This window comes from Streptomyces sp. ATCC 21386 (genome assembly GCF_018728545.1).
In the GTDB taxonomy this organism is placed as follows: Bacteria; Actinomycetota; Actinomycetes; order Streptomycetales; family Streptomycetaceae; genus Streptomyces.
Genome location: NZ_JAAVVL010000001.1, coordinates 2,136,598 through 2,151,015, shown reverse-complemented (window position 1 = coordinate 2,151,015; position 14,418 = coordinate 2,136,598). Strand labels below are relative to the sequence as shown.

Here is a 14,418-nt window from a genome sequence, read left to right as displayed (position 1 = left end):
ACCCCGGGCGGCGGCGCCACACCCCCGCCTCCGGCTTCCTGACACACACCCCTCGTCGGACGGCCGCGGAGCCTCGCGCTCCCGGCCGTCCGCCGTGTCCGGCCCACCCCGCGACCGGGCGGCGCGTCGCCCCGTCTACGACCAGGCGGCGACCAGGTACCCCACGCCGTACGGGGCGTCCTCGTAGAGCAGGCTGCCTGCCAGGCCCGCGCCCTCGGCGGCGCCCGCGAGGATCTGCCAGGGGGCGCGCCCGGAGGCCCGCAGCTCGCGGGCCAGTCCGGCGTCCAGCGTCCTCAGCGCCTCGATGTCGGCGTCTGCGAGCGCACGCGCGACCCCCGCGTCGAAGTCGGCCGCCCGGTCGTCCAGGTACCCGGGGGCCTTGAGCGTGCGGCACGCGCTGGCGTCGCCCATCACCAGCAGAGCCACCCGCTCGGCAGCGCCGGCGACCTGCCGTCCTACTTGGGTACACCGCTCGACGGCGGTCGGTTCCGCCACCCCCAGCCCTTCCAGCGGGGCATCGGCCCAGCCCGTGCGGTCGAGCAGCCAGGCGGCGACGGCGAGCGAGGCGGGCAGCCGGGCCGTCGTGCCGCCGTTCCCCTCGCGCCCGAGACGGACGTCCACGTCCACGCCGAAGCCCCGGAACGAGCCGCCCGAGCCTTCCGGATACGACGCGTCGCGCCCGGCGGGGCCCACGACCACCAGCCGGTCCGGGCGGGCGGCGGCGAGCACTCCGAGCGCGTCCGCGCACGCGTCCCGCGCCGCGTCCAGCTCGGGCGCGGCCCCGGCGGCCACCTCGGGCACGAGCAGGGGCGGACAGGGGCAGACGGCGGCGACGACAAGCATGAGGCGCAGGGTAACTTCCGCGGCCAGGGGTGCCCCCTCAGGGGCTCGGGGAACTGCGCGAACAACCCCCACGCACCGGCAGCCCGCGCACAACCGTCAGGACCGAGCTGAACCCGCCACCGAAGAACGCCGCCGCCGAAGAACCCGGCCTGAGCAACCCCTCTGCTCTTGAGGAACCCCTCTACTGAGAAACCCCGCACCCACCGGTGGCAGCCGCCGGCAGCGGCTCCGGAATCCCGATCTTCGGCAGCCCCAGCATCACGCCGCCCGCCTTCTCCGCCGGAAGGGCCTGCCGCTTCTCCCAGGCGTCGCCCGACCGGGTCCGCCGTACGTCCAGGACCGCGCCCTCGGCCAGCAGGTGGTGCGGCGCGGCGTAGGTGATCTCGACGGTCACCACGTCGCCGGGGCGGACCTCCTGGTCCGGCTTGGTGAAGTGGACCAGGCGGTTGTCGGGGGCGCGGCCGGAGAGCCGGTGCGTGGCGCCGTCCTTGCGGCCCTCGCCCTCGGCGACCATCAGCTCCAGGGTGCGGCCGACCTGCTTCTTGTTCTCCTCCCAGGAGATCTCTTCCTGGAGGGCGACGAGGCGCTCGTAGCGCTTCTGGACGACCGCCTTGGGGATCTGGTCCTCCATGGTGGCGGCCGGGGTGCCGGGGCGCTTGGAGTACTGGAAGGTGAACGCCTGGGTGAAGCGGGCCTCGCGGACCACGTGCATGGTCTGCTCGAAGTCCTCCTCGGTCTCGCCGGGGAAGCCCACGATGATGTCGGTGGTGATGGCCGCGTGCGGGATGGACGCGCGGACCTTCTCGATGATTCCCAGGTAGCGCTCCTGACGGTAGGAGCGGCGCATGGCCTTCAGGACCGTGTCCGAGCCCGACTGGAGCGGCATGTGCAGCTGCGGCATCACGTTCGGCGTCTCGGCCATGGCCGCGATGACGTCGTCGGTGAAGTCGCGGGGGTGCGGAGAGGTGAAACGGACGCGCTCCAGGCCCTCGATCCGCCCGCAGGCCCGCAGCAGCTTGCTGAAGGCCTCGCGGTCGCCGATGTCGGAGCCGTACGCGTTCACGTTCTGGCCGAGCAGGGTGATCTCGGAGACGCCCTCGCCGACCAGGGCCTCGATCTCGGCCAGGATGTCGCCGGTGCGGCGGTCCTTCTCCTTGCCGCGCAGGGCCGGGACGATGCAGAAGGTGCAGGTGTTGTTGCAGCCGACGGAGATCGAGACCCAGGCGGCGTAGGCGCTCTCGCGGCGGGTCGGCAGGGTGGAGGGGAAGGCCTCCAGGGACTCGGCGATCTCGACCTGGGCCTCGTCCTGGACGCGGGCGCGCTCCAGCAGGACGGGCAGCTTGCCGATGTTGTGCGTGCCGAAGACGACGTCGACCCAGGGCGCCTTCTTGACGATGGTGTCCCGGTCCTTCTGGGCCAGGCAGCCGCCGACGGCGATCTGCATGCCGGGGCGGGCGGTCTTCATCGGGGCGAGGCGGCCGAGGTTGCCGTAGAGGCGGTTGTCGGCGTTCTCGCGGACGGCGCAGGTGTTGAAGACGACGACGTCGGCGTTGCCCTCCCCCGCGTCCTCGGGCGCGCGGACGTAGCCGGCGTCCTCCAACAGACCGGACAGGCGTTCGGAGTCATGGACGTTCATCTGACATCCATAAGTACGCACTTCGTATGTCTTGACGCCCACTGCCTGACTCCGGTCGCTGCTGTTGGTCACTCCGTAAGCCTAAGGCAGCGCCCGGGGAGCCCTCGTCCCCAGGCGCCGCGGTCTCAGTGCTCCGTGTCGAGCACGGTCTCCGGGATCTGCACGTTGATCAGCTCGCCGGTGCGCTGGTCGACGGTGAGGCCCCGGCCGGGCTTGCGGCCCCGCAGGTGGGCGTGGGCGAGACGGGCCCCGACGAAGCCGATCAGCTCAAGGTCGTCGTCCGGATCATCCAGACCGGCAGCGTGAAGAGCACCGGGACCTGGACCCCCTGACCCCGGCACCTATGTCTTCAAGGCCCAGTACGACCACGCCCAGGGCGGACGCGACGCGGGGCGCGACCTCTACACCGTCGCCGCCGTCGCGAACGGTTCGGACGACGCGTCCGTGTCCGGCCGCTTCTGAGCATCCGCACGACCGTCTCCCGGCGTCCGACGGCCGTGTCCGAACATCACCGGCCGGGGTCGTCCGGCCGGCGGGCTCAGCCGGCCCAGCCCTGCTTCCGCAGCACCGAGGACACGTCGGGTGCCTGGTAGTGGTCCCCCTTGAGCACCTTGCCGTCGGCCCGGCGGGCGACCCGTCCGTCGGGGCCCAGCTTGGTCATGTTCGAGCGGTGGATCTCGGCGATCACCTCGTCCAGGTCGATGCCGTGGACGAGGGCGGTGCCGTACGCCACGTACACCACGTCGGCCAGTTCGTGGGCCAGCCGGTCGAGCGGACCGTCGACCGCCACCTCCGCGACCTCGGCTGCCTCCTCGGCCAACAACTCCCCCCGGTGGGCGGCCAGCTCGGGCGAGACCTCGGTGGGGGCGGTACGGGCGTCGAGACCGAAGGCCCGGTGGAACTCACGGACCAGTCGAGCAGGAGAGGAACTCATCCGCCGACCCTACCGACCGGCCGCCCCACACCGACAGTTCTGTCCGACTCGTACGGTCATGACGACCAAGTTCCGGTGCGTCACGGATCTTTGACGTTACGTCAGCACAGGGGGCGGCGGCGGAACGGATGACTCCACTCCGTACCCTCCGTTGTGTCTTCACGTACCACCCCGAGCGATTGAGGACCCATTGTGAGCGTTCCCCCCACTTCCTCCAGCCATCGGGCCAGGTCCCGGGTGACCCGCCGTGCGGTGATCGGCGCGGCCGGCGCGGTCGCGGCCGGCGCCGTGATCACGCCGACCGTGATGGCCACGACCGGCGACTCCGGCGGCGCTGACACCAAGGCCGAGGACACCGAGCCCGGCACCACGACCGAGACCTTCCCGAGGACGCGCAGCGAGGCCGCCACCGGCGAGGCGCCCGTCGAGGCGGCCTTCCCCATCGGCTACGTGGGCGTGCGCTGGGGCGGCACCGACGAGGCCACCGGCGGCGGCATCCGGCTGACGGACGCCGACGGCGGGCAGGGCGCGTGGCGCTCGCTCGGCGACGGCGGCTGCTCGGTCGCCAACGGGGGCGGTGTGCTGATCGCGGCCGACCAGGCCGCCGGATACGAGCTGAGAGCCCCCGACGGCGCCACGGGCCTGCGCTCGCTCGCGCTCGACACCCTGCACGGCCCGGACCGCAAGGTCGCCGTACCGTCCGACCCGACGCGGGTCCGGGGTGTTCAGTACCTCACGCGGGCCGCCTGGGGCGCCGACGAGTCGCTGCGGTTCAAGGCGGACGGCACGGAGAACTCGCCCACCGCGTTCTACCCGTTCCAGACGATCACCGTGCACCACACGGCCATGGCCAACGACGACCCGGACCCCGCCGCCACGGTCCGCGCGATCTACCAGCTGCACGCCGTCACCAACGACTGGGGCGACATCGGCTACCACTTCCTCATCGACGAGGAGGGCCGCATCTACGAGGGCCGCTACTCCGGCGACGACGGCCTGCCCGCACACGACGCCGACGGCAAGGTGGTGACCGCCTTCCACGTCGGCGGCTTCAACTCCGGCAACCTCGGCATCGCCCTGCTGGGCACCTTCACCGAACAGGGCCCCAAGGAGGCCGCCCGCGCCGCGCTGACCCGCCTCGTGAAGGTCCTGGTCCGCCAGCACGGCGTCGACCCGCAGGCCCGCGTGACTTACACCAACCCGGTCAACGGCACCCAGAAGGAGGTCGCGGAGATCAGCGGCCACCGGGACTGGATGGCGACGGAGTGCCCGGGAGAGGTGATGTACGCAGAGCTGGAGCGCCTGCGCACGGCGGTGGCCACCGGCCGCTGACCGCGTTCCGTGCCCCCGGCCGCCGGGCCCGCCCCGTGCGGGTCCGGCGTCGCCGAGGTCACGAGCTCGCACCGGATGGGTCCGACCCTGGCCTGCCCGCCCGGTGACCTGGCAGGATCTCGTCGCATGGTCCAGGTACTCCCACGCGTCGGCAGGCGGCACGCGCTGCTGGGCTCGGTGGCTTCGTTGGTGGTCCTCGGGCTGCTCGCGTGGTGGCTGTGGCCGCGCGAGGAGCCCCCGAGCGGGACGATCACGGTGACCACGGGAGCCGAGCGGGGCGTCTACCAGGAGTACGGCAGCCGGCTGCGGAACGCGATCGCCGGGGACATGCCGGGGCTGCGGGTCCAGCTCATGCCGAGCAACGGTTCCCAGACGAACGTCCGCCGGGTCGCCACCGGGCAGGCCGACTTCGCGATCGCAGCGGCCGACGCCGTCCAGACATACATCGACGAGGACCAGCCCGGCGCCGACAAGCTGCGCGGGGTGGCACGGCTCTACGACGACTACGTGCAGCTGGTGGTCCCCGCCGACTCGACCATCCAGAACGTGTCGGAGCTGAAGGGCAAGCGGGTCGCCGTGGGTCCCGAGGGCTCCGGCGTACGGCTGATCGCCGAACGTCTGCTGAAGGCGGACGGGCTGGACATCGACAAGGACATCGACGCGCGGCGCGACACGATCGGCACCAGCCCCGAGGCCCTGCGCACCGGAAGGATCGACGCGTTCTTCTGGTCGGGCGGCCTGCCCACGAAGGGGCTGACGGACCTCGCGGAGAAGGAGAAGTACGCCTTCCGGTTCGTCCCGATCCGCAGCGACCTGGTGACCGATCTGCACGACCAGGGCGGCGTCTTCAGCCACTACCGGGCGTCCGTGATGCCCGCCGACGCCTATCCGACCATCCTCGAGGACTCGGTGCCCACCCTCACCGTGGCGAACCTGCTCATCACCCGCGCCGACATGGACCCCCGGCTCACCGAGTGGCTGACCCGCGTCGTCCTCAAGAGCCGGGACAACATCGGCCAGCACGTGCACGCCGCCCAGGTGGTGGATCTGCGCACCGCGATCTACACCGACCCTCTGCGACTGCACCAGGGCGCGAGAGCGTACTACCGCTCGGTGAAGCCGTAGCCTCCGGCACTCCGGCCCCGCCCAGCCCGCCCAGCCCTGCCCGGCTCGGGCCCTGCCCGGCCCCGGCCCTGCCCGGTCCTCAGGCCGGCGGGCGCGACCGGGGCACCGTCACCGTGACCCGCAGCCCGTGCGGCTCGTGGTGGGCGTAGGCGATGGAGCCGCCGCCCGCCGCGATCAGCGCCCGGGAGATGGAGAGCCCCAGACCCGAGCCCTTGATGTTCTGGTGCGCGGTGCTCCGCCAGAAACGGTCGCCGACGCGTTCCAGCTCCTCGTCGCTGAGGCCGGGCCCGCCGTCGGTGACCACGACCGTGGACGTCTCGCCGTTGGAGGCGACCCGCACCTCGACACGCTCCCCGGCGGGGGTGAACTTCAGCGCGTTGTCGATCACCGCGTCCAGGGCGCTGGACAGGGCGATGGGATCGGCCCAGGCGGTGGTGGCCGGGCAGGTGCCGACCAACGACACCCCCCTGTCGTCGGCCAGCGGCGACCAGGACGCGACGCGCTCGGCGGTCAGCTCACCCACGTCGATGAGCCGCAGATCGGAATCCGCGTGCTCGGCGAGCGCCAGGTCGAGCAGATCGTCGAGGACCGAGGCGAGCCGTTTGCCCTCGGTGCGCACGGAGGCGATCTCCTCGTTGCCCTCGGGCAGTTCGAGCGCGAGCAGGTCGATGCGGAGCAGCAACGCGGCCAGCGGATTGCGGAGTTGGTGCGAGGCGTCGGCGACGAAGGCACGCTGTTGCTCCAACACGTCCTCGACGTTGTCGGCCATCTCGTTGAACGACCGTGCCAGCCGCCGGAGTTCGGGCGGCCCGCTGGCGACCGCGACCCGTGACTTGAGGCGTCCGGAGGCGATGGCGTGGGTGGTGACGTCGAGGACGCGTACGGGCTTGAGGACCCAGCCCGTCAGCCGCAGCGCGGCACCGACGGCGAGGAGCATCGCGGCGATCTCGCCCGCGCCGATGATCAGCCAGCCGCGCAGGATCTTGGAGCGCATCTGGTCGGTGGGCGAGTCGGTGACGACGGCCGCGACGACGTCACCGTCGTGGATGACGGGGGACGCGACGACGAGCCGGCCCTCCTGCCAGGGCCACACCTGCTGCGGGTCGTGCGGACGGCGTCCCAGCAGCGCCTCCTCGAAGGCGGCGAGCCCCTCCCCCTCGGTGGGGCGGCCCCACTCCAGAGGGGCGTTGGCCATGGCCGGCTGGCTCTTCTCGCGGTAGAAGACACCGGCCTTGATGCCGTACACCCGGTAGTACTGCTCCAGCTCCCGCTGGAGGGTCTCGCCGCGGCCGTCGGTGGTGTCCACCCGGGATCCGCTCGGGCGCTCGGTGACGAACTGGGCGAGGGCCGCGAACCGCGCCGTGTCGTCGATGCGGTCGACGACCACCTCCTGCTGCCGCGCCGCCGCGAGGCTCACCGCCAGCGGAATGCCGAGGGCCAGCAGCACGGCGGCCATCAGGACGATGAGCAGCGGAAGAAGACGAGTGCGCACGCGGGCACGCTACGGCGTCGGGGCGACCAGCCGGTAGCCGACCCCGCGCACCGTCTCGATGAGGGCAGGCATCCGCAGCTTGGACCGCAGGGAGGCGACATGCACTTCGAGGGTGCGGCCGGTCCCTTCCCAACTGGTCCGCCACACCTCGCTGATGATCTGTTCCCGGCGGAAGACGACCCCGGGCCGCTGGGCCAGCAGCGCGAGCAGGTCGAACTCCTTGCGGGTCAGCTGGACGACCGAGCCGTCCACGCTGACCTGCCGGGTGGGCAGCTCGATGAGCACGGACCCGAGCCGCAGTCCGCTGTCGCCGGACGACGCGGTCTCGTCGGGGGCCCGGCGACGGGCGACGGCATGGATCCGGGCGAGCAGTTCGCCGGTGTCGTACGGCTTGACCACGTAGTCGTCGGCGCCGAGGTTGAGGCCGTGGATCCGGGACCGTACGTCGGAGCGGGCCGTCACCATGATCACCGGGGTGCTGGTGCGCTTGCGGATCTTGCCGCAGACCTCGTAGCCGTCCTGGTCGGGCAGGCCGAGGTCGAGCAGGACGACCCCGAAGCCGTTGCCCTCGGGGACGAGCGCCTGGAGCGCCTCCTCGCCACTGCGGGCGTGCGTGACGTCGAAGCCGTGCCGGGCCAGGACCGCAGACAGGGCGGCGGCGACGTGGTTGTCGTCCTCGACGAGGAGCAGCCTCATTCCGGCCCCTTTCCTGTTCGGTGGGTCATGCGTTTCGGTCATGTGTGCGTCTCGGCTGGCACACATTACGCGGACGCGCATCCCGGGCACGCGCGTATCGGCTCCTTGGCAGTCACACTGATGAGTGAGGACGCCGTCAAGGCCGGAGGAGTTCCGCGCGGGTTCCGTTATCCAGCCGAAACGCCCCGCGCGGACTCGTCACGTGCAGTGTCCGTCCGGCTACCAGATCGTTATGCTCAATTCTCGCTCAGATGTAATGACGCTGGTCGTCGCCGGTCACTACTGTCCTCCGAAACCGAGGAAGACGGAGCCCAAAGCGATGACCGAAGTTTCGGTGGTCAAGGACGCGGTGCCCGCGGCCGACGACCTGGTCGTCCTGAAAAGCGTCAACAAGCACTTCGGCGCGTTGCACGTACTCCAGGACATCGATCTGACGATCACCAGGGGCGAGGTCGTCGTGGTGATCGGACCCTCCGGGTCCGGCAAGTCCACCTTGTGCCGCACCATCAACCGGCTGGAGTCGATCGACTCCGGCGACATCACGATCGACGGCAAGCCGCTGCCCGCCGAGGGCAAGGCGCTCGCACGACTGCGGGCGGACGTCGGCATGGTGTTCCAGTCGTTCAATCTCTTCGCGCACAAGACCGTGCTCGAGAACGTGATGCTGGGACAGCTCAAGGTCCGCAAGGCCGACAAGAAGCAGGCTGAGGAGAAGGCGCGGAACCTGCTCGACCGGGTCGGTGTGGGAACCCAGGCGGACAAGTACCCCGCGCAGCTCTCGGGCGGTCAGCAGCAGCGTGTCGCGATCGCTCGGGCGCTGGCCATGGACCCCAAGGTCATGCTCTTCGACGAGCCGACCTCGGCGCTCGACCCCGAGATGATCAACGAGGTCCTGGAGGTCATGCAGCAGCTGGCCCGGGACGGCATGACGATGGTCGTGGTCACGCACGAGATGGGCTTCGCCCGTTCGGCCGCCAACCGGGTGGTGTTCATGGCGGACGGCCGCATCGTCGAAGAGGCTGTGCCGGACCAGTTCTTCAGCAACCCCCGCAGCGACCGGGCCAAGGACTTCCTGTCGAAGATCCTGCACCACTGACGGCCCTGCCGACGCCCCATTCGGCCCCCGGCACCCGCACCATGACGGTCCGCATCTCTTCACCACAAAAAGGATGTTCACCATGAAGCTCCGCAAGGCCTCCGCCGCAGCAGCCACCGCCCTCGTCCTCGCCCTGACCGCCACGGCCTGCGGCGGCGACGACAGCAACGGCAACGACAACGGCTCCGACTCCGGTTCGAGCGGCGGCGGCAAGATCAAGATCGGCATCAAGTACGACCAGCCGGGCCTCGGTCTGAAGGAGTCGGACGGCAAGTTCACCGGCTTCGACGTCGACGTGGCTACCTACGTTGCCAAGGAGCTCGGCTACGAGCCCGATCAGATCGAGTTCGTCGAGACCAAGAGCGCCGACCGTGAGAACGCGCTCGCCCGCGGCGACGTGAAGTTCATCGCGGCCACCTACTCGATCAACGATGAGCGCGCGAAGCTCGTCGACTTCGCAGGCCCGTACCTGCTGGCCCACCAGGACCTGCTGGTCAAGGCCGACTCCGACATCTCCAAGGGCACCGACCTCAACGGCAAGAAGCTCTGCTCGGTGACCGGTTCCACCTCGGCGGAGAACGTCAAGAAGGACATCGCCCCGGACGCTCAGCTCAAGGAGTACAGCGGCTACTCGGAGTGCATCGCCGGTCTCCAGAGCGGCGCCGTGGACGCGGTCACCACCGACGACTCCATCCTCGCGGGCTTCGCCTCGCAGGAGAACTACAAGGGCCAGTTCAAGCTCGCCGGCCTGAAGCTCAGCAACGAGAACTACGGCATCGGCGTCAAGAAGGGCGACACCGCGACGGTCGACAAGATCAACGCCGCCCTGGAGAAGATGGTCAGCGACGGCGCCTGGGAGACCGCGGTCAAGGAGAACTTCGGCCCGGCCGACTACAAGAACGAGCCCGCCCCGAAGATCGGCGACATCGTCAAGTAAGCGGGTACCCGCACCCAGCGCGGGACTCGTAGTCGCGCCGCCGCCCGCCGCAGAGCGTGGTGGAGCGGCGGCGCGCTGCGCCTGCCTCGTACGCCACACACCCGGAAGCGCGGGAGACAGTGTTCGACTTCCTTTCAAACTATGACGACCCAAGCTTCTTGGGCGCATTCTGGATGACGGTCAAGCTCACCGTCTTCTCAGCTATCGGCTCTCTGATCTGGGGGACCGTGCTGGCCGCTATGCGCGTCAGCCCCGTGCCCCTGATGCGCGGCTTCGGCACCGCCTATGTGAACCTCGTGCGGAACATCCCGCTGACGGTCATCATCGTCTTCACCTCGCTCGGTCTCGCCGACATCTTCGGCATGACGATGGGCGCGCCCGACGACTTCAAGTTGCAGGGCTTCCGACTCGCCATCCTCGGGTTCGTCGCCTACACCGCCGCCTTCGTCTGTGAGGCACTGCGTTCCGGCATCAACACCGTGCCCGTCGGTCAAGCCGAGGCAGCCCGCGCGATCGGGCTGAGCTTCACGCAGGTCCTCAGCCTCATCGTGCTGCCGCAGGCGTTCCGCGCGGTCATCGGCCCGCTGGCCAACGTGCTGATCGCGCTCACGAAGAACACGACCGTGGCAGCCGCGATCGGTGTGGCCGAGGCCGCCTACCTGATGAAGGGCATGATCGAGAAGGAGGCACAGACGCTGCTCATCGGCGCGATCTTCGCCTTCGGGTTCGTGGTACTGACCCTGCCCACCGGCCTGATCCTCGGCTGGCTGAGCAAGCGACTGGCGGTGAAGCGATGAGTTCCGTCCTCTACGACGCCCCCGGCCCCCGGGCCAAGCGGCGCAATGCGATCCTGACGGTGGTCTTCGTCGTCCTGCTCGCCCTGCTCACATGGTGGGTGTGGCGGACCATGGACGACAAGAACCAACTGGAGTGGAAACTCTGGGAACCGTTCACCACGTCCGAGGCCTGGAACACCTATCTGCTGCCCGGTCTCGCCAACACACTCAAAGCCGCTGGCCTTGCCATGGTGATTGCCCTCCCGCTGGGCGCGCTGTTCGGCATCGCCCGCCTCTCGGACCACCGGTGGGTCCGGGGCGTGGCCGGCACCGTGGTCGAGTTCTTCCGCGCCATCCCCGTGCTGCTGCTGATGTTGTTCGCCAACGAGGTGTACGTCCGCTCCACGGACATCAGCAGCGAGGACCGGCCGTTCTACGCGGTCGTCACCGGTCTGGTGCTCTACAACGCCTCGGTCCTCGCCGAGGTCGTACGGGCAGGCATCCTGGCCCTTCCCAAGGGCCAGACCGAGGCCGCCCAGGCGATCGGTCTGCGCAAGGGCCAGACGATGTCCACCATCCTGCTGCCGCAGGCCGTCACGGTGATGCTGCCGGCCATCGTCAGCCAGCTCGTGGTCATCGTGAAGGACACCGCGCTCGGCGGCGTGATGCTGGGGTTCACGGAACTGCTCAACTCGCGCCAGACGTTGGCGGCGTTCTACGCCAATGTCGTCCCCAGCTTCATCGTGGTTGCGATCATCTACATCGTCCTGAACTTCATCATCACCAGCTTCGCGAGCTGGCTGGAGCAGCGGCTGCGCCGGGGCAAGAAGTCGACCGGAGCGGTCATCCCGGCCGCGGCGGTCGGGGGCACGACGGCCACTGGTGGGGAGGGCGGCGGTCTGCCCGGCCTCGGCACCTACGTCGAGAAGAAGGACACCTGACGACCGATCAGGTGACGTCCGCCCAGGATGTCCCCCGATTCGCTCCCCGGAGGGCAGTGGCATGATCGCCACTGCCCTCCGTCACTTGACGCAAGCACCGGCAATGGGTTGCATACGTTCTGTGATCGTGCACCCTGCTCCAACTTCCTGTTCACCCACGTCCGCCGGGACGTCACGTCGGGCAGGGGGCGCCGCGCCGTGGATCCGGTGATCGTCGTCGGCGCGGGGCCCGTGGGGCTCACGCTCGCCCTCGCGCTGGCGCGCCAGGACGTGCCGTCCGTGGTCCTCGACGAGGGACCGGGGAAGGACGAGCAGCGGCCGGCACGGACGGTGGTCCTGAACGAGGACACGGCCGCACTGCTGGAACGGTTGTCCGGCGCCCCCCTCTCCCGGCTCGGCTTCCGCTGGGCCGGATGGCGATCCATGCGGCGCAAGCAGGTGATGCGTCAGGTCCGATTCGGTGAGCCCGACTTCGAGGAGGCAGGCCTCCCTCCCCGCGAGGTCGCGAAGGCTGGGCGCGGCGGTCCCGACGCCGTCGTGGAGGGTTCCGCCGATCTCCCCCCGCTCCACATCGCCCAGCACGTCCTGACCGCGGCCCTGCGCGAGGCCATCGCCGGTGAACGGCTCGTCAAGGTCGTCGTGGAGAGCCGGCTCGACGCGCTCGAACAGGAGAGGTCCGGCGTCACGGCTCACACCCGCGGCCCCAAGAGCACCTGGTGGCGCGGCAGTTACCTGGTGGGGTGCGACGGTCCCCGCTCGACGGTCCGCAAGCTCCAGGACATCCGTTTCCCCGGCCGTACGGCGGTGGAACGGCACGCGGTGGCGGCACTGCGCGCGGAACTCCCCTGGCCGGGCGAAGCGTTGCTGCACCGCATGCCACCCTGGCGCACGGCGGGCCCGTCCGGCGGGGAGATCACCGCACGGCCCCTCACCGAAGGCCTCTGGCGTCTCGACTGGCTCCTGCCACCGGGCAAGGACCTCGTGACGCCCGAACTGCTCGTGGCCCGCGTCCGCGAGACCCTCGCCGGCTGGACGGGCGGCTCGACACCGCCGTACGACCTGCTGGACACCGGTGTCCACACCGTGCACCACCGGCTCGCCCGGCGCTGGCGCGTGGGCCGGGTCTTCCTCGCCGGCGACGCCGCGCACCTGCTCGGGGCCCTCGGCACCCAGGGTCTCGACGAGGGACTGCGGGACGCCGACAACCTCGCCTGGAAACTGGCACTGGCCTGGCACCACGGCCCGCACGAGACCCTGCTCGACAGCTACCAGACGGAGCGGCGCGCGGTCGTCGCCGCCCGGCTGCGCGCCGCCGACCAGGTGCTGCCGCTGCTGCGCGGCGGCAAGGGGCTGCGGTCGTACGTCCCCGGCTCGGCCCGGGGCCACGACGCACTGCTGGCCGACGGCCACCTGGGGCGCGGGGCCCTGGGTGCGCCGGGGGCGTACTCCGATTCACCGCTCATGCCTCCACCCGCCGCCGGGGAGACTCCGGTCGACACGCTGCCGGGCACCCAGGTCGTGGATGTGGAGGTGACGGCGGAGGACGGCTCCTTCGTCCCGCTGCGGGACCGGCTCGGCCGCGGGGCGTTGCTGGTCGTGCTGATCGCGCCCGGCACCGGGGTGTGGGAGCGCAAGCACTGGATGAGCGCCGGGATCATGCCCCGGCTCGCCGCCGCCGTCTCCGCCCTGCCGCGGCCCGCCGAGTTGCTGGTCGCCGAGGCCTACCCGGGCGCGGCCGCCCACACCGTCCTCCTCGTCCGCCCCGACGGCTACCTCGTCACCGCCCTGAGCGGGGTGCGCCCAGCCGACCTGTACGCGGCCGCGGAGGCGACGCTGGGCGGGGCGAGGCAACAGCCCGAGACCAGCGACGCGACCACGAGCACACGTTGAGACGCCCCCGTCAGTTCCGGCCCCGTCGCCGACCTCCGTCACTGTGTGTCCATATAGTGACGATGAGTTGACCGTCCCTCCCGGTCATGGTCTACTCCGGTCCGTGACCGACACCTCTACGCGCCTGTGGCGGAGGGTCCATATGGACCTCGTCCGCTATGCGGGCTGCGTGTGTCGTCCGTCCTGCTGACTTCGCATCCCTCTTCTTTCGCGCGTGCCGGCCGTATGCGGCCGCGCGCTCCCGAGCGAACGCACTTCAGGACGGTACCCGTGTCTGTGTCCCCCGTTGTTCCCCTCTCTTCCGCTCCGACCTCCTCCGCCCCCACGCAGGCGGAACTGCTCGCCTTCGCGCGCCGGACCGCCGCCGACGCCGAGCTGATCGCGTCCCTCCCACTCGACCCCGAGGGCCGTACCTGGGTTCGACTCGAAGGCCCCGGCGGCAGCGAGGCCTGGCTCATCGGCTGGCCGCCCGGCACGGGAACCGGTTGGCACGACCACGCCGACTCGGTGGGTGCCTTCGTCACCGCCGCCGGCGAACTCAAGGAGTACTCACTCGCCGCCCGGCTGCCCACCGACGGCTGGAAGACCCTCGAACTCACCGAAGGCGTCGACCGCGAGCGGCAGTTGCCCGCCGGCAAGGGGCGCTCCTTCGGACGTCACCACGTCCACGAGGTGCTCAACCTGTCTCTTATACACCTCTCCGAGCCCACGAGACTCGAC

The 14,418-nt window shown here is 70.5% G+C and carries 15 protein-coding genes; 9 read left to right on the top strand and 6 right to left on the bottom strand.

The annotated features are described in order from the left end of the window. Positions 1-135: 135 nt before the first annotated feature. From GWK25_RS09360 to GWK25_RS09345, 4 genes are all read right to left on the bottom strand, one after another. Positions 136-843: a class III extradiol dioxygenase subunit B-like domain-containing protein gene (locus tag GWK25_RS09360; RefSeq protein ID WP_215449323.1), complete on the bottom strand. Its 708-nt coding sequence runs from the start codon at positions 841-843 to the stop codon at positions 136-138. 181 nt (positions 844-1,024) lie between these two features. Further along, positions 1,025-2,551 carry a tRNA (N6-isopentenyl adenosine(37)-C2)-methylthiotransferase MiaB gene (gene miaB, locus GWK25_RS09355; RefSeq protein WP_215449322.1) on the bottom strand — a complete coding sequence of 509 codons (1,527 nt, stop codon included), beginning with the start codon at positions 2,549-2,551 and terminating at the stop codon, positions 1,025-1,027. A gap of 53 nt (positions 2,552-2,604) precedes the next feature. Further along, a complete protein-coding gene (locus GWK25_RS09350; RefSeq protein ID WP_215449321.1) occupies positions 2,605-2,820 on the bottom strand; it encodes a hypothetical protein in 216 nt (71 codons plus the stop codon). Between the two features lie 197 nt (positions 2,821-3,017). Further along, complete coding sequence (locus tag GWK25_RS09345) at positions 3,018-3,413, bottom strand: MazG nucleotide pyrophosphohydrolase domain-containing protein (protein WP_215449320.1); 396 nt, start codon at positions 3,411-3,413, stop codon at positions 3,018-3,020. A gap of 237 nt (positions 3,414-3,650) precedes the next feature. Between GWK25_RS09345 and GWK25_RS09340 the strand changes: the two genes are divergently transcribed. Then, entirely contained in the window at positions 3,651-4,745 is a 1,095-nt protein-coding gene (locus tag GWK25_RS09340) for a peptidoglycan recognition family protein (RefSeq protein ID WP_308404196.1), read from the top strand. Positions 4,746-4,871: 126 nt separating this feature from the next. Then, complete coding sequence (locus GWK25_RS09335; RefSeq protein ID WP_215449318.1) at positions 4,872-5,870, top strand: TAXI family TRAP transporter solute-binding subunit; 999 nt, start codon at positions 4,872-4,874, stop codon at positions 5,868-5,870. A gap of 79 nt (positions 5,871-5,949) precedes the next feature. Here GWK25_RS09335 and GWK25_RS09330 read toward each other — a convergent pair whose 3' ends face one another. Beyond that, positions 5,950-7,362, bottom strand: coding sequence for a HAMP domain-containing sensor histidine kinase (locus GWK25_RS09330; RefSeq protein WP_215449317.1), 1,413 nt, complete (start codon positions 7,360-7,362; stop codon positions 5,950-5,952). 9 nt (positions 7,363-7,371) lie between these two features. Continuing rightward, positions 7,372-8,058, bottom strand: a complete 687-nt coding sequence (locus tag GWK25_RS09325; protein ID WP_215449316.1) for a response regulator transcription factor — start codon at positions 8,056-8,058, stop codon at positions 7,372-7,374. Positions 8,059-8,377: 319 nt separating this feature from the next. Between GWK25_RS09325 and GWK25_RS09320 the strand changes: the two genes are divergently transcribed. The 7 genes from GWK25_RS09320 to GWK25_RS09295 form a co-directional block, all read left to right on the top strand. Continuing rightward, positions 8,378-9,154 (top strand): amino acid ABC transporter ATP-binding protein, encoded by a 777-nt coding sequence (locus tag GWK25_RS09320; RefSeq protein WP_086756243.1) that lies wholly within the window; start codon positions 8,378-8,380, stop codon positions 9,152-9,154. 82 nt (positions 9,155-9,236) lie between these two features. Further along, positions 9,237-10,091 (top strand): glutamate ABC transporter substrate-binding protein, encoded by an 855-nt coding sequence (locus GWK25_RS09315; RefSeq protein ID WP_215449315.1) that lies wholly within the window; start codon positions 9,237-9,239, stop codon positions 10,089-10,091. A 119-nt stretch (positions 10,092-10,210) separates the two neighbouring features. Continuing rightward, complete coding sequence (locus GWK25_RS09310) at positions 10,211-10,888, top strand: amino acid ABC transporter permease (protein WP_215449314.1); 678 nt, start codon at positions 10,211-10,213, stop codon at positions 10,886-10,888. After that, the gene (locus tag GWK25_RS09305; protein ID WP_215449313.1) at positions 10,885-11,808 is read left to right on the top strand and encodes an amino acid ABC transporter permease; all 924 of its coding nucleotides are present in this window, start codon (positions 10,885-10,887) and stop codon (positions 11,806-11,808) included. Before GWK25_RS09310 ends, GWK25_RS09305 begins: the two co-directional genes overlap by 4 nt. A gap of 198 nt (positions 11,809-12,006) precedes the next feature. After that, positions 12,007-13,698 (top strand): FAD-dependent monooxygenase, encoded by a 1,692-nt coding sequence (locus GWK25_RS09300; protein ID WP_215449312.1) that lies wholly within the window; start codon positions 12,007-12,009, stop codon positions 13,696-13,698. A gap of 142 nt (positions 13,699-13,840) precedes the next feature. Continuing rightward, positions 13,841-13,888, top strand: a complete 48-nt coding sequence (locus GWK25_RS44705) for a hypothetical protein (RefSeq protein ID WP_309506048.1) — start codon at positions 13,841-13,843, stop codon at positions 13,886-13,888. 35 nt (positions 13,889-13,923) lie between these two features. After that, the coding region (locus GWK25_RS09295; RefSeq protein WP_251829615.1) for a cysteine dioxygenase at positions 13,924-14,418 on the top strand (495 nt) is incomplete at its 3' end.

Excerpts from the sequence above, each read along its gene's own strand:
- GWK25_RS09320 (WP_086756243.1), top strand. The coding sequence starts at position 8,378 with ATGACCGAAGTTTCGGTGGTCAAGGACGCGGTGCCCGCGGCCGACGAC.
- GWK25_RS09360 (WP_215449323.1), bottom strand. The coding sequence starts at position 843 with ATGCTTGTCGTCGCCGCCGTCTGCCCCTGTCCGCCCCTGCTCGTGCCC.
- GWK25_RS09345 (WP_215449320.1), bottom strand. The coding sequence starts at position 3,413 with ATGAGTTCCTCTCCTGCTCGACTGGTCCGTGAGTTCCACCGGGCCTTC.
- GWK25_RS09325 (WP_215449316.1), bottom strand. The coding sequence starts at position 8,058 with ATGAGGCTGCTCCTCGTCGAGGACGACAACCACGTCGCCGCCGCCCTG.
- GWK25_RS09335 (WP_215449318.1), top strand. The coding sequence starts at position 4,872 with ATGGTCCAGGTACTCCCACGCGTCGGCAGGCGGCACGCGCTGCTGGGC.
- GWK25_RS09305 (WP_215449313.1), top strand. The coding sequence starts at position 10,885 with ATGAGTTCCGTCCTCTACGACGCCCCCGGCCCCCGGGCCAAGCGGCGC.
- GWK25_RS09315 (WP_215449315.1), top strand. The coding sequence starts at position 9,237 with ATGAAGCTCCGCAAGGCCTCCGCCGCAGCAGCCACCGCCCTCGTCCTC.